The sequence below is a fragment of the Bartonella sp. AS69XJJH genome, from assembly GCF_042195585.1.
GTDB lineage: Bacteria > Pseudomonadota > Alphaproteobacteria > Rhizobiales > Rhizobiaceae > Bartonella.
In genome coordinates, this window is record NZ_JBHIOO010000016.1 from 12,857 (window position 1) to 38,159 (window position 25,303).

General features: G+C 36.7%; 16 protein-coding genes, 2 pseudogenes and 1 riboswitch. Of the genes and pseudogenes, 5 read left to right on the forward strand and 13 right to left on the reverse strand.

Translation table 11 applies throughout. From position 1 onward, the window contains the following. Positions 1-1,056 precede the first annotated feature (1,056 nt). The 7 genes from ACFIK6_RS07315 to parA form a co-directional block, all read right to left on the reverse strand. Entirely contained in the window at positions 1,057-1,461 is a 405-nt protein-coding gene (locus tag ACFIK6_RS07315) for a flagellar protein FlgN (RefSeq protein ID WP_375657005.1), read from the reverse strand. A 2,703-nt stretch (positions 1,462-4,164) separates the two neighbouring features. Then, the gene (locus tag ACFIK6_RS07320; RefSeq protein ID WP_375642211.1) at positions 4,165-4,452 is read right to left on the reverse strand and encodes a hypothetical protein; all 288 of its coding nucleotides are present in this window, start codon (positions 4,450-4,452) and stop codon (positions 4,165-4,167) included. Between the two features lie 898 nt (positions 4,453-5,350). Next, positions 5,351-5,569, reverse strand: coding sequence for an EexN family lipoprotein (locus tag ACFIK6_RS07325; RefSeq protein WP_375657004.1), 219 nt, complete (start codon positions 5,567-5,569; stop codon positions 5,351-5,353). 3 nt (positions 5,570-5,572) lie between these two features. After that, entirely contained in the window at positions 5,573-5,842 is a 270-nt protein-coding gene (locus ACFIK6_RS07330) for an EexN family lipoprotein (protein WP_273723556.1), read from the reverse strand. Between the two features lie 179 nt (positions 5,843-6,021). Then, positions 6,022-6,264, reverse strand: coding sequence for an EexN family lipoprotein (locus ACFIK6_RS07335; protein WP_375657003.1), 243 nt, complete (start codon positions 6,262-6,264; stop codon positions 6,022-6,024). Between the two features lie 1,150 nt (positions 6,265-7,414). Further along, positions 7,415-7,645, reverse strand: coding sequence for a plasmid partition protein ParG (locus ACFIK6_RS07340; protein WP_375620281.1), 231 nt, complete (start codon positions 7,643-7,645; stop codon positions 7,415-7,417). Continuing rightward, positions 7,642-8,271 carry a ParA family partition ATPase gene (parA, locus tag ACFIK6_RS07345; RefSeq protein WP_375642217.1) on the reverse strand — a complete coding sequence of 210 codons (630 nt, stop codon included), beginning with the start codon at positions 8,269-8,271 and terminating at the stop codon, positions 7,642-7,644. Before parA ends, ACFIK6_RS07340 begins: the two co-directional genes overlap by 4 nt. A 1,002-nt stretch (positions 8,272-9,273) precedes the next feature. On the opposite strand from parA, the gene ACFIK6_RS07350 reads away from it, so the two are divergent. After that, the gene (locus ACFIK6_RS07350; protein WP_375642218.1) at positions 9,274-9,603 is read left to right on the forward strand and encodes a TIGR01244 family sulfur transferase; all 330 of its coding nucleotides are present in this window, start codon (positions 9,274-9,276) and stop codon (positions 9,601-9,603) included. A 654-nt stretch (positions 9,604-10,257) separates the two neighbouring features. Here the strand turns inward: ACFIK6_RS07350 and ACFIK6_RS07355 are convergent. From ACFIK6_RS07355 to ACFIK6_RS07365, 3 genes are all read right to left on the reverse strand, one after another. Then, positions 10,258-10,398, reverse strand: coding sequence for a hypothetical protein (locus ACFIK6_RS07355; protein ID WP_375677506.1), 141 nt, complete (start codon positions 10,396-10,398; stop codon positions 10,258-10,260). A gap of 1,310 nt (positions 10,399-11,708) precedes the next feature. Beyond that, positions 11,709-12,710 carry a bifunctional riboflavin kinase/FAD synthetase gene (locus ACFIK6_RS07360; RefSeq protein ID WP_375642219.1) on the reverse strand — a complete coding sequence of 334 codons (1,002 nt, stop codon included), beginning with the start codon at positions 12,708-12,710 and terminating at the stop codon, positions 11,709-11,711. Further along, entirely contained in the window at positions 12,710-13,555 is an 846-nt protein-coding gene (locus ACFIK6_RS07365; protein ID WP_375642220.1) for a TIGR01459 family HAD-type hydrolase, read from the reverse strand. Before ACFIK6_RS07365 ends, ACFIK6_RS07360 begins: the two co-directional genes overlap by 1 nt. Before the next feature lie 1,234 nt (positions 13,556-14,789). Here ACFIK6_RS07365 and ACFIK6_RS07370 point away from each other — a divergent pair. Together ACFIK6_RS07370 and ACFIK6_RS07375 are read left to right on the forward strand one after the other, a co-directional pair. After that, positions 14,790-15,142 (forward strand): annotated as a pseudogene (locus ACFIK6_RS07370) (helix-turn-helix domain-containing protein). A gap of 701 nt (positions 15,143-15,843) precedes the next feature. Beyond that, a pseudogene (locus tag ACFIK6_RS07375) lies at positions 15,844-16,963 on the forward strand (tyrosine-type recombinase/integrase); the annotation flags it as partial. An 87-nt stretch (positions 16,964-17,050) separates the two neighbouring features. Here ACFIK6_RS07375 and gcvP read toward each other — a convergent pair. From gcvP to gcvT, 3 genes are read right to left on the reverse strand one after another with little or no spacing between them, the layout of a single operon-like run. After that, positions 17,051-19,846 carry an aminomethyl-transferring glycine dehydrogenase gene (gene gcvP / locus ACFIK6_RS07380; protein WP_375677508.1) on the reverse strand — a complete coding sequence of 932 codons (2,796 nt, stop codon included), beginning with the start codon at positions 19,844-19,846 and terminating at the stop codon, positions 17,051-17,053. A 5-nt stretch (positions 19,847-19,851) separates the two neighbouring features. After that, positions 19,852-20,220, reverse strand: coding sequence for a glycine cleavage system protein GcvH (gene gcvH / locus ACFIK6_RS07385; protein WP_273723568.1), 369 nt, complete (start codon positions 20,218-20,220; stop codon positions 19,852-19,854). Between the two features lie 6 nt (positions 20,221-20,226). Then, positions 20,227-21,339, reverse strand: a complete 1,113-nt coding sequence (gene gcvT, locus ACFIK6_RS07390; RefSeq protein WP_375656999.1) for a glycine cleavage system aminomethyltransferase GcvT — start codon at positions 21,337-21,339, stop codon at positions 20,227-20,229. Positions 21,340-21,476: 137 nt separating this feature from the next. Beyond that, a riboswitch (glycine riboswitch) is annotated at positions 21,477-21,574 on the reverse strand. A 446-nt stretch (positions 21,575-22,020) separates the two neighbouring features. Between gcvT and ACFIK6_RS07395 the strand changes: the two genes are divergently transcribed. Together ACFIK6_RS07395 and ACFIK6_RS07400 are read left to right on the forward strand one after the other, a co-directional pair. After that, positions 22,021-22,683, forward strand: a complete 663-nt coding sequence (locus tag ACFIK6_RS07395; RefSeq protein ID WP_375642224.1) for an LON peptidase substrate-binding domain-containing protein — start codon at positions 22,021-22,023, stop codon at positions 22,681-22,683. A 14-nt stretch (positions 22,684-22,697) separates the two neighbouring features. Beyond that, entirely contained in the window at positions 22,698-22,904 is a 207-nt protein-coding gene (locus tag ACFIK6_RS07400) for a Trm112 family protein (RefSeq protein ID WP_375677507.1), read from the forward strand. Positions 22,905-25,303: the final 2,399 nt, after the last annotated feature.

The window sequence follows — 25,303 nt, forward strand, 5'->3', positions numbered from 1 at the left end:
ACAAAGAATATGACAGTGTTGAAAAATATAACAATATCAACTTACTCTTTTATTAAGCATAAAGATGCTCGTACCCCATAGATTTTATATGATTTCCATGGGGACTTTATTATTATACCATTCACAAATTCCGTTGCATCAGAGATGTCGTTTCTCCCCATAAACACCATCACAAAATAGGCTTGAGAGCCTAGATGTTTCTTAAAAACAAGGTCGTGAATTAGGAATAACAAATCCATTCTATTTTGAGTGTTTTGTCATGCATGAAGGGCGTGCCCCCAGTAAAAAACACAATAAAAAAGCGTGAAGAAAGGCCTAATCTTTCATTATTTAACATGATCGTGCTTTAGATACTTTTGAAAGATATAAAGCTAAATTAAAGGATGGTGGTACAGAGGGAAGCTGATTTCTACCCCCTTTATTCTTTCCCAATAAGATCGCCTCCCCATTTCAAATATTACACCAACAAAGGTATATGCAATATATCCACTCCAATCTGGATGTTCTCTCCAATCTAGCATACAAAAACTAAAATAGCAGAAAACAATATTAAACCGCTTTAATTTTTGTCTCAAACATATAGATTTAAACAGCTAACCGCTTCATATCACCACACTTCAAAGGACAGTACTCCATGAGGCTTATAGGCAATATTCAACCCTCAAAAGACTCAATATATAAAACCTTATATTACCACAGCCCCAAGGAAGCTGTTTTTAAGGCATCACAGGCTGGCTTAAATATTCTCTTGATCCGCCTTCTCTAGACTAAAAAATGAAGCGCCCTATTAACTCAGTCTGCAAACAATGCTCTGTAAATAATCCGCCTTCTCTTAGTCCTCTTCCAGCTAGTTTCCCCCACAGCATGCGGTTCACATCACCACACCTTAAACGACATTGTTTTAAGAACAGCGTTTTACAGTACAACAGGATAATAATTTAAATACCCAAATGCGCTTAAAACATGTCTACTCACTAAACGCACTATTTATCCAAATCAACTGCTCTACCTAATCATTGTCATCACTTAGAACAGCCAATATTAATCAGATTTGAATCATTCCTCTATTTCTTTCGCGCGTCCAGATAATTGCATAGCTCTAGAAAGATCATTAACTGCATTTAAATGTGTTTGAAGTAATTCACTATTACGCTGTAATTTTCCTTGTAAATCAGATAGCAAACTTTCAACCTCATGTTCAATATCTTGATTCATGTAGCGCTTCACATCACTCATGGATTTATTAAGATCACGCAAACCACGTATTTTACGCAAATTTATTTCTTCGTAATCTGGAATACCACTGCTCTCTAGCATATTGCTTTCATAATCAACAACTTGAGCTAATCCTTTAACAGCGGCAACAAATTTTGTCATCGCCCAATCACGATCAATAAGGTTGTTATCAAGAACTTTTGCTTTTGCTGCAAAACTATCATCACCATATTGCACTACAGACATTTTTACTTCCCCTTCAACACTATTGTTCAATCTTACTTTCAAATGAGGGAGATTAAACAGGTTCTCTACAATGCTGATACACTCAACCAAGCTCGTGGTGCAAACATTGCTCAAACAACAGCACGACAATCCTTCAAAGCGTATACCACTTCAACTTTCAACGCATTCTTTCAAATATTTTTCTGCTTTGCTCCAAAACCATCATTGCGGCTATACTAATTCATCGAAACGCTATAGACTTAAACCTTACGTAGCAATACTGAAACTTTTATAGCAATATGAAACTTCTATATTGGCTCTGTCGATTTTGGTCTATTTCGCCTTGCCTATTTTATCTTTGCCTATTTTATCATCAGCACGTCTTCAACAGAAAACAACCACACTCTCGCGAGAACCTTGGCCATAAAAGCTATCTGCCGACAAAAAACCCGCAGCATATCTTGCAGCATAAGCCCATTAAAAATTTCAGCATTTTACCGATAGCAGCATTTTACCCTCCATAACTTTATGGCTTTCTCTGCACCTAAACTTGCATACCTTCTGGCACCCCATAAGACAGCACCCTACAAAATTAGTGCACACCCATCCAAAAAGACACACCTCCCCCTGCTCTTTCTGCACACATGCAGTATTTCGCATAAAATACGAAAAGAATGCTCTTTTGAACAGATCAGCCATACGGCAATATTAAAAAAGACATCTTAAATAGCTAAACAGCCATCAATCTTTCTTTTTTAAATTATCATTCGCTTTTCTTTGCAATGAACGACTATATAAGATTTTTTGAACCTTTTCAAGAGTTTCTTAGCCGATCAGTTCGATATGTCTTCAATCGCATATTCACGCGCTTGTTTTAAAGAAACATCTCTTAAGTGCACCCAAGCCTATTTCGCGCTTCCAGCCATGAATGGTATAATGATAAATCTCCATGACGTGTATAAAATCCATTGAGCACTTTCCATCTTTACGCTTAATAAAAGAAGCAAGCCAGCACCATCACATATTTTGCTAGCCCCTCATGTTGCGATATCCTTGGCAATTTGAGTGCGGTTCAAAAAGCATGCCTTTCTTGTACAATTTCGCTCCGCATGGACCCTCCCCACTTGTAAGTGCAAAAGACATGATTTTGATTGCTTCAATCTAGAATAGATTTGGAATGAAAAAATGCATCGGTATTTAGGGCTCTAATTCAAATTGAATAACGATAGATTATCATTATAAATCAAAATATTATCCAATGCATAACGCTTAACACTCCCCACATTGATATTTTCAGAATTTTCACTGCATCTTCCTATAGATTATTTCACTCCATAACACAGTTTGCTCTTAACATCGCGGCTTTACATGCGCTACTAGTATAGAAACAGAGAAAAACAATCATTTTATAATCAAGGTACAATTTTTGTTACGAACTTTCTCTCATTTTCAACCCTCTCAATGCAGCTCTTCTCTTTCATAATCATCACATTTCAAATCTATTCCATGTGGAATAAATTAAAATCACTTTCTCGCACATCACAAACAACGCCCTGATGTGTTGATAAAATACACTGAAAGAAAAATGCCTCTTATGAACCCTCTTAAATGCTAAGGGCTATAGTAAACATTAGAAGAAATCGTACGATGACCGTGACTTGCTCTTTCATAAGTGTAAAGATGGCAGCATTCTATAGATTTTTATATTATTCAAATTTTATATTATTTCACGAAAGCTTTACCGTTATACTATTCAAATTTACCGTTATACCATTTACGAGTGTCATCATAAACTGTCTGTCGTGTGCGTTGAGAGATATTTCTTTAAAAAAGTACATAAATATGCAATAAAAATATATTAATATACAACATAAATATATTTCGTTTGGAACGTGCTATTCTTTTGTGCAAAAACATGCCCCATTAGAGCAGCATTAACCAATCTTGCTATGAGATGAACGATCAGAAAACATTTTTATCTTCCTCCGCTCACCTTAAAAAACCAAGATCTTAACTCAATCTGCTCTGTACGCAGTCCGAATTTTTGTCAAATGATCTTCTCTTGACTTTCCACTCATGTGATTCACTTAAACGAAAACGCAACAAATAAACCTATGAATATTCATCACACACTAAAAAGTACTTAAACGTTCCAAGAAAACTTATGCCTTATATTACCGCTATAAATGACAGTGTTTTATAGCATAACAGGATAAAAAAGTTTTCTGCAACACAAAACCTACAAAACCAATGAATATCCCCTTTAAAACTTTCTTTTTTAGGATTCACAGTGCTCCAATTCCTCAAGCCTTTATAAAAAAGGAACGATTTTAAGCTTGCTGAATATATTGTATCAGCATATATTACAGATTGTAACATATTGTTATTCATAAAATCACCTCAAAAAGAACAGAAAGAGGTTTTTATGGCTGATCTCGTAAAAGCCGCTATGCTTTATTCAACCTTGATTATCACCATCAATGCTTTTGTTGTTATTTTAGTTCTCGTAATAGAAATATACTAAGCATACTCTCTTGGCTTTTTGTAATCTGCGCAAATGAGCATCTTCATTTCACATAAGATCAAAGAAAAATTTTAATTCTACAGATAAATCACGCACCCAATTTCAAACATCGCTTGCAACTATTTGAGTGTTAACTCTGCTTTTTGTATGCATTTTTAACCATCAGTGTCCGCCTTTTCACACTACCTTGAATCTCAACTTTATTTCCGCCTTAAAAAACTAAATTTTCTACCAGATCCGATCTGTAAATAATTTGTCTCCTTATTGAGTAAGTTCCTCTTGCTTCCCCCTTCAGTGCATATCACAATTTTAAAGGATAACATTTCATGAAGCTTATGATAAATCCATTGAACAACATCTTTACCCTTATGAGAGAATAAACCAGCAGCATCACACACTTTTCCAGCCCCAAATGTTGCAACAACCTTTAGCACTTGAGATCGTTCATAAGAGGCATTTTTACTTCTTTCTTCAACAGTTTTTACCACACGGCTCTCCGTGCTTGTAACGTGCAAGCAGATGGTTTTAATTGATTCAATCTAGAACAGATTTTGACGAGATCATCGTTCAACATAAAATAATTAAACTATTTTTATAAATCAAAGTGTTATTCAAAATAACATTCATTACACACTCGAAAACAAAAAGCATCTCATATGCAAAGTTTTACATGAGCTCCACTGCTCAAAATGATAATATTACGGCACAATTAAGATAAAGAATAACAAGGGAAAATCTTGCAAACTCAGAAAAGAGAGGGGAAAAATGAAAAGGTGTGGAGGGCGCTCAATTCCTCATACATCCGGCAAAACCGTTATAGAACAACTGCCTCACGTCTTAACTAATGTTATAATAGTCTCAAATCAAAATCAATTTTTTAAAAATACTTTGAGAAAAACATTTGAGTATAAAACGATAATAATTCCATTTAGAATGTTTTTTTCTTTATTAAAACAGAGAAAAGTAAATTCCAAACAAATGTTTCCTTTCAATTTTTCCGAAATTAGCCACAACGCTTAAAGCCGATCTTAGTATGATGAAACATTTATTTGTGATAAACGCAGAAAAACACCCCAAAGATAGATTTAATCTCATATTTTAAATACATGTAACCAAAACATTAAAAAATCAGCTTATACTTTGCAAAATTAGCAGTAACACGTAGCAACTCATTGGGGGATGCAATACTATCACAATTGAAAGCACTTTTGGGCTGAACAAATGACAGTATAGCATCCGTTTACACAAAGAGTAGAGATCGTAAACAGCTAATTCTTGAAGCCATCAAACGACTCTCTAAAAGTTAGAGAGATCCTAAAAAGCGTAATAGAATCAAGAACTAGCAAAATCCTTATTGATAGAATCAATTTATTGAATTGTATGTTTTTAATTAATGCCAAACATAAGTTCCATATAGGCTTGTCTGGCATGTTGACAATTTTTAGATTTCTCTATAGAGGATGGATCCATTTTTTCACATTTTTTTACCCACTCTTCGAGTAATTTTTTATCTTTCTTGAATTCCGCTGCGCTGTAAGTTTTTTCGCAACCAGAAACGCCAAGTCCAGTACAAACCAGCAATACTGCGATAATAACTTTATTCATGATTTAATTCCCTTCCTTTTTATCTTCAGTTTTTTTCTCGTCATCATGTACAAAGCTCGCACCAGGCCAATCTCGGGCATGAACTTCACGATACGCTTTATCTGCGTTTTTACAATTTTGAGAATCTAAATTCCCTGATATCATACATTTCATTGCCCATTGCTCGAGCAATTTAGGATCTTTTTTAAACTCTGCTACGCTATAGGTTTTTTCGCAACCAGCAAGGATAAGTCCAGTACAAACCAGCAATGCTGTGATAATGACTTTATTCATCAATAAATTCCCCTTTTTTCAAATTTACAAAGTTTAGGACACAATTTAGGGTCCCATTAAATTTGTACATTCAGTTCATTGTGTATTTTCAAAAATTTTAACATCGACTTCTGTACGCATTTTTTCCAACCTATGATGATAAATCGCGTACAAAGAAAAACACCGCTATCAATATATTTTTATGATTTAATTGTTATCCTGCTTTTTTCAGTTTCATTGCCCTTTTTGCCACTTTCACGAAGTTCCTTTGCAAGATTTCTATAATGCTCTTGAAAAAGTTCCATATCGGCTTGCATGACATTTTGACAATTCTTGGTTGCAAAAGCAGAGATCCCCATTTTATCGCATTTCTTTCCCCATTCTTGCATCAATTTTTTATCTTTCTTAAATTCCTCAACACTGTAGTTTTTTTCGTGAACCAACAGTAACAAGCCCCATGCAAAGCAATAGCGCTGTTATAATGACCTTGTTCATGATTTAACCCCTCTCTTTGTTTTATTTTTATTAACAATATCTTTGAGTTCACATCCCCTCCCATATTGTGACCTTGCATCTAACTTTCCTTTGCAAATACGCACACTTCCAACGTAAACATGTTAAATCATGAGAACTGATTTCATTTATCAGACTTGCATTTGTAACATTATCTGCACGGCTGTTCTTTGTATTTGAAGTATTTAAACTTCAGCAGTAATTTTGATATCTTGGCATTTTTCAAAAAGCTTTTAATTATTTTTTCAAAAATCACTTCATCATGCGAAGTCGCACAAAGTTTTATCAAAAATTCGTAATGCCTATATCCATTGCAAATTCCCTGCAAATGAAAGAATACACCTTTTAATCAACTGATTGCGCTCTTATCATTTCTTAAACCACCGGAAAAGAAAGAAACCTTTAAGTTCCCCCTGCACTTTTTAAAAGCCAATAGAAATGCTAAAAAAGCGATCTTATACATTGCAATTGAAGCAAAAACCTATTTACTTGCGTACCATTACGACTGGTATTAACTATTTAAGACTATAAAATCATATAAATGTAAGAAATACTGTCTATAATCTGCTCAATGACTTCTTTTGTTTATTAAGAATTATTAGGAAAACTTATAGTGCACCAATATCAGTAAATTTTACTTATTTTTATCCCCCCTTTATAAATATGAATATAATTTAATTAATTAAATCGCTGCATAACAGAAAAAAATAGTCAATGCTACTCTTAATTCCATTATTTACGCATGTATTAATTAAAATAAACAAAAAATAACCTGACGTTTAAAATCATTATCAAGACACTTTTTATGGAAGAATAAACTTATCTATTCATCTAGCGGATAAGATCACAAGTAGTACGATAATTATCACATTTATAAGGAAAAATTTGAAACGGAGAATTTTTCGCAAGCTCACAGCTCTTTCATGAGATGATACAGAACCTTATGAAAAACAACTTAAATGAAACAGCCCTCATGAAAAAGGAAGGGCGCTTGTATTATTAACTTCGTATAAAAACAACCGATATCATCTCTAGAAAAAGCATTCTTACCAACGAAACCTTATTATCGTATATCATTTTTTACACTTTTCCGTATTTTTGTGAAAGCAGTTCACGTACCTCATCGGCTATTTTAGTTCCACGACTTGCACAACTTACCTTAATCAATCGATGCAAACTTTCTGGTATATCAATCGTGAGGCGCTTCATACCTCCACTCATGCTCCCTTTGGAGCTTCCTACCCATGCATCCGCCGTTAAAGGAATTGATTTATTCGTTGGTTTTGTGCCGATTTTAATTTTTTTATTCATCGCGCTAACTCCTTGATTTCCGCTGCAACAGCTTCAATTTCTGCTGTTGCTGGTCCTTGCTTATCAACTTCATAAACCGCCTTCCCCTGTGCTGCTGCTTCTGCAAAAATCACGCGCTGCGCAACGCTAGAAGAAAGAATATGCACGGGGTATATACCAAGAGCTTCGTTCACATCACGCCCTATCGCTGTATTGACTATTTTACGATTAATAACAAAAGCAGATTTAAGATTTTCTTTATAAACACGCGCTTCATCAATCAGCTTTACAATTCCATCGGCAGCCCAAATATCATAGGGACTAGGCAAAACAGGTATAAGCACCAAATCCGAAGCCATAAGAGCACTACGAGCAAGATCAGTCACACGCGGAGGACCATCGATAATAATATGATCATAACCATGACCAATCTGTGTAATCTCTTTGTGAACCGTTGGTCGCGGTAAACCAATAACCGAAAACAAAGGTTCATCTTCACGCGCAGCAGCCCAATCCAATGCGCTCCCCTGTGGATCAACATCAATAAGCAATACCCGTGCACCAGTACGCGCAAAACTGGCCGCAAGATTAACACTCAACGTCGTTTTTCCGACACCTCCCTTTTGATTCAAAAGTCCAATGATCATTTATTACGCCTTTCAGCATTATCGTTTTTACGATTATACAGAAATCAACAAAATAAGCAAGCATCCAATACGTGCAAAATAACCATTTCTCCTATTTTTAGGATAAAAACGACAGCCCACAATTTTGTCTTTATAATATTCTTTTAGCATGAGCAAAAACATTATGGAGATGATATTCTTGAGAATAATAAAAATAAATTTAAACAAGAGACACCCTCTTCTTCTCCCACCTTAAAACGAAGATTCCTAAATCCATGTCGATCTGTAAACAATGCTCTGTAAATGATCCAGCTTCTTATCTCACGCCTACCTTTTGCAGCTTCTCCCTTTATGCACTCCACTTAATGCAACTCTACAAATAAGCTCCACTCTGAATATACAACAAACTATAAGAAGCATTCATTGTTTTGCATGTTGAATGAAAGAGCCTAAATCAGGAAGATTCTCTCATTTTATGCCCTCTGATATTAAATCAATCACAATCATGTCTCTTGTACGTTACAAGCGGGGCTGGCGTGTGGGTAAAAACTGTACAAGAAAAGATTAACATGCTTCTTATGAATTGTCTCAAGAGCCAAAGAATGTAGTAACATTGGGGCTGGAAAATATAACAATGGTGCCAACCTACTTCTTCATAAGCGTAAAGAGGCTAGTGATCAATGAATTTTATACTCTTATACGCTTGACAGGGTAAAATGGGCTTAAGAGAAATAAGAATACCTCTAGCAAGCATGTGAACAAGCAACACTATGGAATGTCTATACTTGGTAAACACAATAGATTATCCATAAAGACCAAACAGCCGCCTTGCATAAGATCGAATAACGAACATGTTGCGGAGTGAGATATTTTGCATCTTACAGCTCATTTTCTCCAAATAGATCTTCTCGACAAAAAGAATATTTTTGTTAAGATGCCATTGAAAAACTTACCTTCATTATGTTCTTTTATATACCAGACCAGAGGGTATCATGAAGGTCGTGCAATTGAGAATAAATAAAAATGAATTTACAACAAATTGAAGCTGATATTTTTATCAGTGCCCAAATTAGCATAGAAAATATCAAAACATTGGCACAAGCTGGTTTTAAAACAATTATCTGTAACCGCCCCGATCACGAGGAGCTTCATCAACCTGACTTTTCTAGCATTAAAACGATCGCAAATGAATATGGCATAAAAGCCTATCACATTCCCATTTCTCCTCCAACTATAGAACAGTCAGCTGTTGAAGCCATGCAAACAATTTTAAAAACCGCCTCTCTGCCTCTTCTCGCCTATTGCCATCACGGAGCACGCTCGCTGCATCTTTATCGTTTAGCACGTCTTTAAACACAGGTTTTTATACGCTTCCTCCTCGCCTTAAAAGATAAAAACTCTTAAATACACATCGATCTGTAAAAAATAATCTGTCAATAATCTTTGTCTTACGCCTTTTCCTTGGCTTCCCACTTCATAAAACTCTACACACAAGCTTTACCCTCAATATACAACAAACATGCACACCAAAAGCCATAAAAATGCATAAAAATTCATATAATGATCAAGGAAATTTTTACCTCATCTTTTATCACTGCTCCACCTCCTTTTTCTTAATCCTCTACCAACACGAGCTCATCCGTACGCCACAAACACCTAAAACAACAGTAAAACCACTACCCCCCATATTCCGGATAAAAGGCATGCAGAGTATTTTATAAAAAAGCCGTAAGCCATCATCTATGGTTAATTATAAGATATTGATTTATAGTAATTAATTATTTTGCACGTTGAATGAGAAACCCTAATACCGTAAGATTCTCTCATTTTGAGTCTATTGATAGTGAATCAATCAAAAGCGTTTTTCTTATATGTCACAAGCAGGAAGAGTTCGTGTGAAATAAAACGAGTTAAGAAAAATCCCTCTCATAAACGCTCTCAAATAGCCAAGGCTGTACAATACTGAAGGCTTGTCAATATAACTGATGATACCGGATTGCTCTTTTATTAGGCATAAAGATGATAGCGTTCAACGGAGCTTGCAAGATACCATTCATGAGTGCCATCATGAAAATGGATATAGGAAGCGTTGAGAGATATTTCTTTAAAACAAACGCGTAAATTAGCAAAACAAATATATTCCAGCATTTTATTTTACCTGTGGGGTGTGATTATCCTATTCAAAGAACAACAAAAGCCTGAAACTGTTATTTTCATGATTTAAGAGATATTGCTCTGGAACCTTTTGAATGTGAAAAACCCGAATTTTAAAAAGACAATCATCTGGACTGATTTTCCCCTTTATAACTTCATCTTTTTTCCCAATAAGGCTGTAAATTGATTTCAGAGATTATCCAAATGAATATAGGCAATATAGGGGGCTCTCCTCATCTGGCACACAAAAGCTGTAACAGCAGAGAGAGCACTAAAGCGCCTTAATCTTTGTCTCAAACATATTGCTCGCGTTGAGGATCGCTAAAGCAAAAGCTTTATGAGAAAAACAATGCCATAAAGTTACAAATAGACCAAACGTAGATTGGAAAGATGTTCCAACTTTTATCCAATACTTCTATCAAAAACAACAAAACATTATTAGCTTTGCGTTTTCATATCCTTACAAAACTGCCTGCCCGCTGTGTTATAGGTGTTATATTTGTGAAGAAAAAAGGAGATATATGGACAGTTCTTAACTTGAGAATCTGAAAGATTTACGTGATACAATAACAAAATTGTACCTTTATCATCAAAAGCATGAGAAATTTTGAAACAAGTACACCTGCTTTCTCGCAATGATTTCTTTTTATCTGCAATCGATCGCAGTCTCCTTAATGTGAAGCCCCTCTCGCAATATACGAGAAAAACGAGACTTAAAGCATTTTCAAGCAGCTTTATTCTCGTTTACGTTATTGGTTAGCACAAAACAGCTGTTGACCACCGCTCTACTTCACAAGACACAACAAACAAACCTTTTTAAAATATTCATCATATGATACAAAATATCACATGAGTAAGGTTTTACATAAACTCTATACCATCATAAAAGACGATACGGCATAATAAAACAAATTAGAAAAAAGAAACCATAAATTTTTAAAATAAAAGAGTCATCTATTAAATTTTATCAAGCTATAAGCTTAAAATCGCAAGAAATTTTAAAAACAGTCTTTCTCCCTCTTCACGTCTATTATTACCAAATAGGCTGGGGATTATTCTTTACTGCATCTTTTATGATGAGTTTTAACGGATCAGAAAGAAACAAGCAGTAAACTTTTGAATGACAATAAAAGCCATAAAATGAATTTTGAAAAAGATAATGCCAAAATCAGATCTTCAGATATTCGATTCTCCCTCTCAACAACGAAAAAAACATATATTCCACGATGTTTTGGAATATATTTTTGTGATTATAATCACTTTAAGTGCTATTTTTACGGCTCTTCTCTCTTTTTCAGATAAGTTTAGGGCATATTTTTAAAAGTAAGCAACCTATCCAACTTTGATAATGGTTGTACTGTCTTTAAAATTTCTTTTGCCTTTTTTTCATCACGGTGCATTTGCGTAATCAAAGGTTTAAGCCCATCAAATTTTTCTTGTCCTCGCAAAAACTGGAAAAAAGAAACGGTACAGCTTTCCCCATAAAGGTCGTCGTTAAAGTCAAACAAATAGGTTTCCAAAAGTGGCGCACCATCTTTAACAACCGTTGGACGACAACCAAAGCTTGCAACACCATCATACAAAACACCGTTCGCACGACGCAAACGTACAGCATAAACACCATGAGCCAAACGAACTTGGGGAGGCAACATTTGATTAGCAGTAGGAAACCCCAAAAGACGTCCAAGTTTTTCCCCTTGAATAATATTGGAGCGTATCCGATAGTGATACCCTAACAAATGGGCTGCTTTGTCCACTTCCCCTTGTGAGAGAAGTTGCCGAATAAAACTCGAGGAAATGATCAAAGGTTGTGAATCTTGAAGACGAGAAACGCAAGGAACTTGCACAACCTCAAATCCATATTTCTTTCCCCTTTGGCAAAGAAGATGTACATTTCCGCTTTTCTGATGACCAAATTGAAAATTTTCCCCTGTCACCACAACTGAAACATCAAAAACTTCCTTTAAAATCGATTTGATAAATTCATCCGCTGAAAGAGTGGCAAACTGTGCATCAAAGGGCTGTTCAATCACGCCATTAAAGCCAAGGACTTTAAAAATTTCAGCTTTTTCAGCTGCCTCTGTCAAACGATAGACAGGAGCTGAACGTTGAAAAAAACTTCTTGGATGTGGTTCAAAAGTTAAAACAACTGCTGATTTCTTTTTTATCCGCGCGAAATCAAGCGCTTTTTGCAACACCGCCTGATGTCCGCAATGAACACCATCAAAATTTCCAAGTGCCAACACTGCTCCCCGCCAAGCCGATGGAAACATATGAGTTCCCTGAAGACGCAAAAAATTAGTCATTACTGAAGTGCCCACATGATTGCTTGTGGTTTATAACCATGATGTTCAAGAAAAGAATGCAAAGCTTGCTTATCCACCACACCATTTTGCGTATAATCATGATGATGAATCCCCCCCATAATATAAAGGGCATCAAGACCAAAATGAGCTGCCCCCTTAATATCCGTCAAAAGACCATCACCAATGGCTAAAACTTGACTTTTTTCCACTGTTCCCCGTATTTTTTGAAGTTTTTCAAAGGCACATTCATAAATAGGCGCATGAGGTTTTCCAGCAATGCGCACCTCCCCCCCTAATTGTTGATAAAGACGCGCCAATGCACCAGCGCACCAAAATTCTTTATTGCCATAATGGACAATCACATCAGGATTAGCACAAATAAAAGGTAAATTCCGCGCCCGCATGCGAAGAAACATTTCCTCATAAGCAGAGGGTTCTTCGTCAAAATCTTCAAGAAAACCACTACAGACGACAACAGAAGCCTCCCATTCTTCAACAAATTCACATTCTAACCCTTCAAACAGCACCAAATCACGTTGTGAACCAATAAAAAAAACTTTACGCGGAGCAGTCCGAATGAGATCGCGCGTTACATCCCCTGAAGTGATAATGGCATCATAATAGTCGCTGTGAACATTCATGCTTTGTAATTGAGCAGCAACATCTTCCCGTAACCGAGGAGAATTGGTCAATAAAATAACACTTTTTCCCATTTGTCGAATTTTATATAATGCTTTCAACGCTGGTTCAAATGCATGTACACCGTTATGCACAACCCCCCACACATCACAAAAAACAGCATCATAATGCGCTATAATAGTCTCAATATGGGTAACTTCATTCATGGTGCACCTATCTCTTTTGTCATTTAAAGCTGTCTTTTACTTCAAAATTACTTACCGAAAGATAATACTTGTGTCATCTGCTTTCTCAAGCCATATCCCAACTTTGCATCGCTTATAGCAAGCATACAAAATGATAAAATAAATAAGTTATCATTAAGTGTGCAAAATTCTAAAACGCTTTATATCAAAAGCTTATCATTCCACAATGCTCATTTTTCTCATAAAAACTTTAATCCTAACAATAACTGCGTTGATCCAGTTTCTTATCTAAAACACGCACATTCTTAACAACGAACAAAAAACTCCTTAAAAAACGCTTCCTTAAGTATAGAATTATTGATTTATAATAATAATTTATTATTCACACCTAATGAGAAAGCCCAATATATTTTCTCATTTCAAATCTGTTTATATTGAATCAATCACAAATATTCGCTTGCACATCACAAGCGAACCTGAGCGTACAGATAAAAACACGTGAAGAGAGAAAAATATCTCTTATGCTCCCTTTCAAAGGCAAAAACTGTCGTAATATTTTGAACTAACAAAGAGTATGTGCCGTCCAAGCATCTTTTTTCAGTAAAGATAGAAATATAGCTTTTATCCCCTTCATAGAAACCTTTACGTTATACGCTTTACGAAACGCCATTCGTGAAATGGGCACTAACATTAAGAAATATCTTCTTAAAACAAACATGTGAATATAAAACAACCAAATCTATTCTGTTTTGATTTTATTTTGCATGAGGGATCTTTACTCATAAAAACTTTCCCCTATCATCATGATATCTCAGACGCATCTAAAAAATCACTTTGATTATTGGTTAAGAACAGCACCGTAAACGGTGCCTTGAGCTTAAAAACCAAGGTTTACCTTCGTGAAATGCATATCTGATGTCATCAGTTTAGTCAGCAAGCCTTAAAAAGTTGAAAGGCAAACAACCTCTCATTAAAAAAATCTATCCGTCTCAAGAAAAACTATTTTTATTGCCAATTTCCTAAAATTACTTTACACATTAAAAAATGTATTGGTCGTATACGCAACGACCAATAGGGCCTTGAAAACCCGAAACCCTAGCGTAAAAATAAACCCACTATGTGGGTATCCCGGAATTCCGGGAGATTTTGCTATGTCCAGGTGCTCTCAGCACTAAAAGCAAAATGCTGACTAGGGTTCAGTGTTTTCAAGCTCCCGGAATACCAATGCGAGGGCGCTCGCAACCGGAGGGGGAAAATGCAAACTCCAAATCTTAATATTGATCTTTTTGTAGGCAAAAAAATTCGCTTTAGGCGAAAAATGCTAAAAATGTCTCAAAAAACATTAGGGCATCATTTAGGTGTCACTTTCCAACAAATCCAGAAATATGAAAAAGGCTTAAACCGTGTGAGCGCAGGACGTTTAAAGGAAATTTCCGATATATTGGAGGTCCCACTTGCCTTTTTTACGCTGATATCATCAAAAAAGAACATACCCCGTACCATCATGATGAAATCGCATCGAACAAAGAGGAATTTTTGCTTTTAAAAAGTTTTAGAATTCTTACACCTGTCAAACAGAAAGCAATTTTAAACTTAATTGCTGATTAGAATTAAAACGCTTTAAAAGCATGGGGTATAAGGTTCTACACGCTTTGTTCTTGGCTTCCTTCCCACACATCAAAAGATATAAATCCCTCTTCAAACTGGTTGATAAACAATCCCACTTCTCAAGAACAGCTCATTCTCGGCTTCCCCTTCCATACGGCTCCTTTCACAAAATTATACGAGCAAGTCCTCTCTTGAATATTCACTAAACTCTCTCATCAAAACACCCCATGCATAAAGTTTTTGTGCCTTATATCACCACGCCTCAAGCGATGATGTTTTTACAGCACAACAGAATAAGAGCATTCACACGGATTTAAGGCCCCCCTTCTCCACTGTTGACGCTCCATTTATTTTAATGATGAGCATTTAATATACCTGCTATAAAGACTTGGTGTCTGTTATAAATTCTTAAAGGCATGTTTTTCCTCTAAAACCTCAATGCTACACCAACTCCATCATAAGACAACACATTGGATTTATAAAGAGTGTTCATTGTTTTACTTGTTAAATGAGAATCCAGAATATCATAAGATTCTTTCATTTCAGACCTGTTCTAGGTTGAATCAACCAAAACCATATCCCCCAAACCATGTCTCTTGCAAGTTACAAGCGGAAAGAGCCCTTGTGGATAAAAAACTATTAAGAAAGGATTAAAAATGCTTCTAATGAACCATCTCAAGTGCCAAGGACTGTAATAACACCTACGAGCTAGCAAATATAATGATGCTGCCATCTTACTCCTTTATGAAGCGTAAAGATAGTGGTGCTCAATGGATTTACCATTATACAATTCACGGACACCATCGTGAAATGGGCTTTGGTGCATTGCGAAATGTTTCTTAAAAAAAGCCCGTGAATTAGCAAATCAATGGCGTTCTGTTTTGCATGAGGGTCGTGCCCCCATTTAAAGAACGCAACAAACAAAAGTGTTAGGCAATACGTAATCTCCATTATTTGAAAGATATTACTTTAGATGCTTTTGAAAGTCGTAAAGCTGAACTTAAGAATAATGGTAAATGGTTTCTACCCTTAAAACTTCATATTCTCCCCAAATTAGGTTGTTTGCCCGTTTCAGAGATTACGTCAACAAAAGTATATGCAATCCCCTCGCCCTCATCTGGCATACAAAAGCTGGAACTACTCATAAAGCTCTTTTTTTTCTCAATCTCTAACTCAAAACATGCGGCTGCATAGGATTGGATGTTGATTTACAAGCAACAGAAAAAGCACGCACGCTCTTAGGAACATAACGCCATAAAACCACTAATAGACCAGCTATGGATTGAAAAGATGTGCCGGATTTTTATAAAACACTTTGTCAAAAAACAACAATGACACATTTGGCTTTGCGTTTGCTTATCCTTACAAGGGTTTGCACACGTCCCTTATGTTATATTCATAAAGATCAAGTTGAGGGTGATATATGGACTATTCCTGCCGAAAATATGAAAGGAATGCGTGATGCTACAACAGAGTTTCGCGTGCCCTTATCATCTGAAGCATTAAAAGTAATTGAACAAGCCCGTTATCTCTCCAAAAATGATTTTATCCTTTCTGCAACCAATCGTAGTCACCTTAGTGAGAGTAGTATGTCACAATACATGCAACAGACTGGACCCTATCCCCGTAGGTTTCACTCTCGTTTACGTGAATTAGCTGGCAGACCGGCGCGCCTAGTCACTAAAACCATGTCATACGGTAGAAGGCAAAGGAGAACATGCCTATTGCCTACAGAACACAGCTTTTTGTCGACTTTTCCGATTGTTCTCATGTTATAAAAAAAGATGCAAAATTTTAGAAAATAGACAAATAACGCCATAATAACATGATCAATAGGTAAAAAACCCACACAAAATGTGTGGGCTTTTTTGTTTATGTAAATAAACAAAGTAAATACATATTTGTTATTTAATAGGTATTTCCCAATGGCGGACACGAACAAATGAGCATTCTGTCTCCCGCAACATTATCAATACGTGATACAGGAGGCCAATATTTATTGGCTGGATCAAGAGAATTGTTGGGAAAAGCAGCTTCTTGTCGCGAATAGGGTCGTGCCCAAGCATCATCTAAAGTATCTGCCACTGTATGAGGAGCATTCACCAATGGATTATTGTCTTTTGGCCAAACCCCACGACCAACTTTCTTTGCTTCTTCAGCAATAGAGAGTAAAGCATCACAGAAACGATCAATTTCTGCTTTTGGTTCTGATTCCGTTGGCTCAATCATCAAAGTTCCCGGAACAGGGAAAGACATCGTAGGCGCGTGGAATCCATAATCAATGAGACGTTTTGCAATATCATCAACACTCACCCCATACTGCTCTTTCAACACACGTGTATCCACAATACATTCATGAGCAACACGTCCATGCTTGCCCCGATAAAGAATGGAATAGGCGGGTGAAAGACGTGCAGCAATATAATTAGCATTTAAAATGGCTATTTGTGTTGCATATTTTAAACCATCAGCTCCCATCATTCGAATATACATCCATGTAATCGCAAGAATAGACGCACTTCCATAAGGAGCTGCCGAAACAGCATGGGTTGTCCCATCCTGTTCATGTCCTGGTAAGAATGGTTTGAGATGCGCTGCAACTCCAATTGGTCCCATACCAGGACCACCACCACCATGGGGAATGGCAAATGTTTTATGAAGGTTCATATGACAAACATCAGCGCCAATATCTGCAGGACGAGCAAGCCCCACAAGTGCATTGAGATTAGCGCCATCAAAATAAACTTGTCCGCCATTTTCATGAATAATAGAACAAATTTCCTTAATGCTTTCCTCATAAACACCATGTGTTGAAGGATAAGTAATCATGAGAGCAGCCAATTTATCCTTATGCAATTGCGCTTTCATTTTGAGATCGTCTACATCAACATCGCCATCGCTTAAACATTTTACCACAACGACTTCCATACCTGCCATATGAGCCGAAGCTGGATTGGTACCATGCGCAGATGCAGGAATAAGACAAACTGTACGTTGATGTTCTCCCCGTGATTGGTAATATCGTCGGATAGCCAAAAGCCCCGCATATTCACCTTGAGCACCAGAATTTGGCTGAAAAGAAACTTGCGCAAATCCTGTAATTTCGCACAACCACGCATTTAACTGATCGATCATCTCCACATAACCCGCTGCATCCTCTTGTGAAACAAAAGGGTGTATATTGGCCATGCTAGCCCAACTCACAGGCATCAATTCAGCCGCCGCATTAAGCTTCATTGTACAAGAACCAAGAGGAATCATTGCACGATCCAGCGCCAAATCCTTATCTGCCAAGCGACGCAAAAAGCGCATCATATCTGTCTCTGAATGAACCGCATGAAAAAAGGGCTGGGAAAGAAAAGCAGCATCCCGCTTTTTGCCAAAGAGCTGTGGAGAAACCTGATCGCCTAATTGTGCCCCAAAAAGCTGCGCTAAAGCACAAGCATCTTCTTCTGTCGATAATTCATCAAAATTAATGGCGATGGTGTCATCATCGAGAACACGAATAAGGCGCCCACCTATTTTGGCTTGATGCGCAATCTCTTCCGCTTTTCCCTTCACAACAATGCTTACACAATCAAAAAAAGATTCTCCTTCACAAAAAACACCTGCAGCCTTTAAACCAGCAACAAAACGACATGTTAAATGATGAATTCGCTGCGCAATTTCTTGTAAACCTTTTGGCCCATGCCAAACAGCATAAGCAGTTGCCATATTAGCCAACAAAGCCTGAGCTGTACAAATATTTGACGTCGCTTTATCGCGCCGAATATGTTGTTCACGTGTTTGCAAAGCTAAACGAAAACCAACACGCCCTCTCGTATCCATGGATTGACCAACAATACGCCCTGGAATAAGACGCGTTAACGCATCACTCACTGCAAGGTAACCAGCATGTGGACCACCAAATCCCATCGGAACACCGTAACGCTGCATAGAGCCAACAACGATATCTGCCCCCCATTGAGCAGGTGGCTCCTGAAGGGTAAGCGCTAAAGGATCAGCCACAACGATAACTAAAGCTCCTTTTTCCTTTGCCTCTTTTATGATCTCACTGTAATCATGAAAAGAACCTTTTGTATCTGGCCAAGATAAAACAATTGCCGCTGTATCAGAAGCAATTTCGCCATTTTGGCTAATCTGAATCCCTTGTGTTTCAGCACGCGTTTGCGCAACACTTAAAGTCTGAGGATGTAAAAGACTCTGAACAGAAATCTTCGTCTTTTTCTCACGGGAAAAGCGAAAAGCGAGGGCATTGGCTTCAGCTAAAGCAGTTGCTTCATCAAGAAGGGAAGCAGCCGCAACCGGTAAACCTGTGAGTTCACTCACCAATGTCTGAAAATAAAACAAAAGTTCTAAACGACCCTGGCTAATTTCTGCTTGATAAGGCGTATAAGCAGTATACCAAGCAGGATTTTCAAACAGATTTCGTAAAATAACTGGAGGCACATAAGTTCCATGATATCCTTGCCCAATAAAACTTTTGTGCACACAATTACGCTCCATCATCTTGGAGAGTTCTTCCAAGGCTTGTCCTTCACTAGCAGCCTTTGGCAAATTAAGTGAACGTCCCAAATGGATAGAGTGTGGAACAGCTTGAGAAATGAGTGTATCAACACAATCAAGCTCTAAAACATCAAGCATTTTTTGTGTTTCATCAGGTCGCAGCCCAATATGTCGAGAAGAGAAGGAATGCTCGATCATGATACTCATCCAATCAAAGCCTTATAAGCATCTTTATCCAACAACCCTTCCAGTTGTGTCTCATCCTGCAATGTCATTTTCCATAACCAGCCTTCTGTTTCGGCTTTCTGATTTACCAATTCAGGATTATCAGCCAATGCTTCATTGATTTCGACCACTTCACCATCAAGAGGAGCATAAACATCTGAAGCGGCTTTCACCGATTCCACAACAGCAGCTGCCTCTCCTTTGGAGAGTTTTGTCCCACTTTGTGGTAAATCAACAAAAACCAAATCTCCTAATTGCTCTTGCGCATAATGCGTAACCCCAACAGTCACCACTTTTCCTTCAACGCTAAGCCATTCATGGTCTTGTGTAAAATAAGTTTTAGACATAAAAAATCATCCTTTAAAATAACGTTGTTCAACAAAGGGAAGTGAATGAACTGATAATGCAATCTTTTTACCTCGCAGTTCTGTAAAGACTTGTGTCCCTTCAACTTTACAATCAACAGGAACATAACCCATCGCGACAGGACCATCAAAAGAAGGACCAAAACCACCTGATGTTACAACTCCAATCTCATTACCTTGATCATCCAGAAGCACCGCACCAGCACGAATAGGTTGGCGCGTTTGCGGTTTTAATCCGACACGACAACGAGCAGGTCCTTTTTGCAGCGCTTCAAGAAAAGCCTTCGCGCCATAAAATTGTGCTTTTTCTCGAACACTTTTAGGAACAGCCCATGTTAGAGCCGCATCAATAGGTGTCGTATCAGGGGTAATATCATTTCCATGCAAACACAACCCTGCTTCTAACCGCAAGCTATCGCGTGCTGCAAGTCCAATCCACTCAACACGAGAATCACTCAGCAATTTTTCAGCCAACATATGCGCATGCCCTATAGGCAAAGCAATTTCAAAACCATCCTCTCCCGTATAACCAGAACGCGTTATAAACCAATCTTGTTGTGGTTCGAATCCTTGCATAAAGAACAATTCATTCCCTGGTAAATCGGCATCAGCAAGAACAGCGGCCGCTTCAGGACCTTGAAGAGCAAGCAATACCCTTTCAAGAGCAATCACTTGACATTCAAAATCAACCGCACGCTTTTCCAATTCTACAAAATCAGCCTGTGCATTACCGGCATTGGCGACCAACATAAAACGGCCCTCTTCCAAACGGGTAATGATAAGATCATCAAGAATACCAGCCTGCTCATTAAGCAAGTAATTATACCGTGAGTGCCCAATCTTTAAAGCTGCTGCATCAATGGGAAAAGCATAGGATAAAAATTCCACGGCTTGCGCCCCTTCAACAGCAATCAATTTCATATGAGAAATATCAAAAAGTCCTGCATGTGCACGCGTATGAAGATGCTCTTTCAAAACGCCAAGAGGATAAGTTAAAGGCATGTTCCACCCCGCAAAAGCACCAAATTTTGCTCCTGCTTTTTCATGCAAATCATATAAAGGAAGTGTTTTTAAAAAAGATGTTTCTTGTGCTGTGCCCATAATAACTCCAAAGCTGCGCTAACGCCCACAGAATATGGCCGTCTCTACCCCCCTCTGTCATCAACCTGAGAGACTCGCGAAAAGTTTTTTCGCTTACACCTTCGGCGCGGGCTCTCCCGACTTTCCAGATCTGCCTTCTTCCTTTTACGGTCCCTAAAGCCTGAGAGATTATGGGCCATTTCCCCTTCGGCGGCAATGCGAAAATTCGCAATCTGCACTCTCCCGCAAAAGAATGAAAGAAACGATAACGCTCTTTCCAGCATATTTTAACCTATAACCTATCTTTATCACACTGTCATTAGTAAAGTGATGAAAATGTTCTCATTTTAAAACTTGCATAAGCTGCTTCAAAAGATTTATAATGGACTCCTTTTGAACCTTACAAAAATTGCAAAGAACACATTTTAGAAAATTTAAGATAAAAATCAAAAGCTATAAACAAAAATACCTCTTGAAAATCATGCAAAACGTCACACACTAAAAAGATCGCAAAGCAATATTCTTTCTCGCGCAGTTCAACCTTAAAGAGAGGATTTCATATTCTTTTTTAGAATGAAGACTTCAAGTATTTTATAAGTATGATTTTAATGCATAAAAAGTGGGTTTTCTGCTTTCTCAATAGTGTCATAAATTGCAACTATTTACAGACTAAAACTACCGAACAAAGGTGACAAAATACTCATGAAAGCTGGTAATATCTCTTACAATTGCGAAAATGATCTTCCAAAGCAAATTGCCCTTTTTCCTTTAGAAGGTGCACTCTTACTACCCGGTGGTTTTTTATCACTCAACATTTTTGAATCAGAATCACTTGAAATGATTGAAAACGTTATGGTAACTGATCGTCTATTGGGCATTATTCAACCACTTTCATCGAATACAGACCGCTTCTCTACACAACTTTATAAAACAGGCTGTATAGGGCGCATTACAAACTACAGTGAAACAGGAAATGGACAACTGTTCATTATCTTACAAGGTGTTTGCCGCTTCACCTTAGAACAAGAATTGACAAACACAAAATCCTATCGAACAGCTCTCATCCAATCAAACATAAAAGACTTGCAAGAATTTGATATTGAAGAAAGCATTAACCGCGAAAACTTACTCGACGTTGTAGAAAAATATCTAACCATACATGAAATGGAATATAATTGGAGTAGTATTATAGAAGCCCCCACACCTATATTGGTTAATGCTTTTTCCGCTCTTATCCCCTTTACACCAGCAGAAAAACAAGCTCTCCTTGAAGCTCCAGATATCGAAAGCCGTGCCCAAACTCTTCTTGCATTAACAGAACGCTCACTCATGAAACAAACAGGCACAGATTACCGCTTAAACTAATGAACGGTCCCAACATGAAAAAAATGACCACAGATCCCAAAATGCTCGAATTGCTCGTCTGCCCGATGACGAAAGGCACACTCTCTTATAACCGAGAAACACAAGAGCTCATTTCTCTCAAAGCCAAACTTGCCTATCCTATTCGTGATGGCGTTCCCATTATGCTTGCCTCAGAAGCGCGCCCTTTGCAAAACAATGAAAACGTAGCGTATAAAAAATAAAAAATCCTCATGCAATCCCCCTCTACAAGCCCACTGTTATCAAGCCTCTATCAATATGATATCTCAATATTTACGATTTCTGAAAAAAGAGTTTTACAATATAGCAATACACCGATTTAAAAGATATTTATATCGCTTTACACCTTGTAATAAAAGCCAAAAATACCATCAAATTCTCTCATCCCAGCCTGTTCATACTGAAGCAATCAAAACCATTCGCTTGCACAATACAAGCATCTGAATAAAAACAATTAAAAAAGGATCTTATGAACTCCTTAAAAGCAAGGGGTATAATAACATTTTGAACCAACTCAGGTAAATGAAATTTATTATATTAAATATAAAGATTTTTATATTTCATGGACTTTAAATTTATACTATTTACGAGCAACATGTTTGAGATACCCCGATTGAGATGAATAAAAACGATAAGCTGTATCATCTTCTGTATACCATATAGAAGACAAGAATCTTTATCTGTTTTCGTAATCTTTGAAACGGGAAAACAGCCTAATTTGAGGGAGAAAACATAAAATCGTAAAGGAAAAAATCAACCCATTACCTTGCCATCACCCTTTAATTCAGCTTTACAATTTTTAACAGTATCTAAAGTATCTCAAGTAATATTTTTATGTATAATATACGCATTGATTACGTGAAAACTTGAAAAAACAAAAAAAACACTGTTGTAATTTCAATTGACGATTAAAAGTAATTGCCTTATGAATAAGACTTGTGTTTTTGGTCGTATACGCGACGATCAAATAGGGTCTGGAAGCCCGAAAAACTCAAACTAGAAATAAAACCGCTTTTGCGGATATCCCGGAATTTCCGGGGGCTCTTGTTATGTCCAAGTGCTCTCAGCACTAAAAGCAAGAGGCTGGCTCGGTTTCAGCACTTCCAGACCCCAGAAACGCTTATTCCATAAAAATATAATAAATTCAGTGTGTTATATGCAATTATTTTATATGGATCCACTTAAGAATCCACACTTTTATGCATGATCCATTTGACCCTTTTTTATATAAGATTACCATGTATGAATAGACCATAAAAAGCAAATCATGATGTAAATATTATAACGCATGTGTGTATTCAAATGAAATGAAAAACAGTTATCATTCATAACAGTTCATAAATTTTATGATACGTTTTTATCACTTAAAAATCGCATTGTTTTAAATTTAGTTGTTTGGAATTTTCAATAACATACGTTTAAAGATCACATCTTGTTTTAAAGATTGGTTTGTTTAATCGTATAAAGACAAAATATTATTGTTTCCCAAAATTGGGAAGCAAAAAATCTATATTTATTATAGCAATATCTTATCATCTATTAGAGGATAATCGTTTGAAATTGTCATAAGCTTATAGGTTTAATTTATAAAGATTGCATAAAAGGATTTAAAGACAAGATCGCTTTTAAAACCACGGTATTTTTTTACCGGAGTAAGGAAATAAACAAATATGAAATTCAAAACGTTATATCTTATGATCAAAAGCCTTTTTATGACGTATGCAAGCAAGCTATCAAAAAACGTTTTAAAAGTTATCGTTTAAAAATACGAAGCCAAATAGGGTCGATCCAAATTTGGATTGAGAGATTTTAGTCACCCCAAATTTGGGGGCACCTATTGAAACAAAGATAAGCAGGTAAACTTCAAAACCATTGTAAAATCTAAACGCATAGGGTTTTACTAAATTTTGAGTAAAATAATGCTGTTTAAAGAATGCTCTATTCTAAAGTTAACGCCTCCAAAACTGGATTGGTTGATTTTACCAACTCAAAATTGAGCTGGTTAATTTGCAAAGAAATTAGGTTTTAATGAAAAGTAAAAATACGCTTATGAGACACTTTCTAAATGAACCTTTAAACGTTTGAAACTGATGCTTTATAAGCTTATTATTCTTTCATTTGCTTAAGAACATTTTCATTTATGAATAAACCTAGGCTCTAGCTTTCACAGCAGAGCAAAATCTTGAAAACCTTATATTTTATAAAAGCGGTTGTTTATTGTCTTATTGAAACGCTGCTTTAAAAACCAACGCGCGTAAATGTAAAAAATGGGTTTTGTTATAGATATTCACTTAATAAGCATTTGCTTTTGATTGGATTGGATAAACCTACCAAGCGTTTTGATTTGTTTGATAGGTTTGATTTTAGACAATGCGTTATTTGAACTCACTCAGTTCGATTTTGAGCTTAATATTTTGAAACGTTTTTAAAAGAAGCATCATGATCATATGCTTTGTTTTAAATGATCTCTTTAAAGATAAGAACGTTTTATTGATACGTTTGATAGCAATGAAAAGCGTTTATAGACTCTCTTATTCAAATGAGTGATTAAAGATCATACGCATCGTTTACGTTTCTTTTGATAAGTTTTTATATCTCTCAT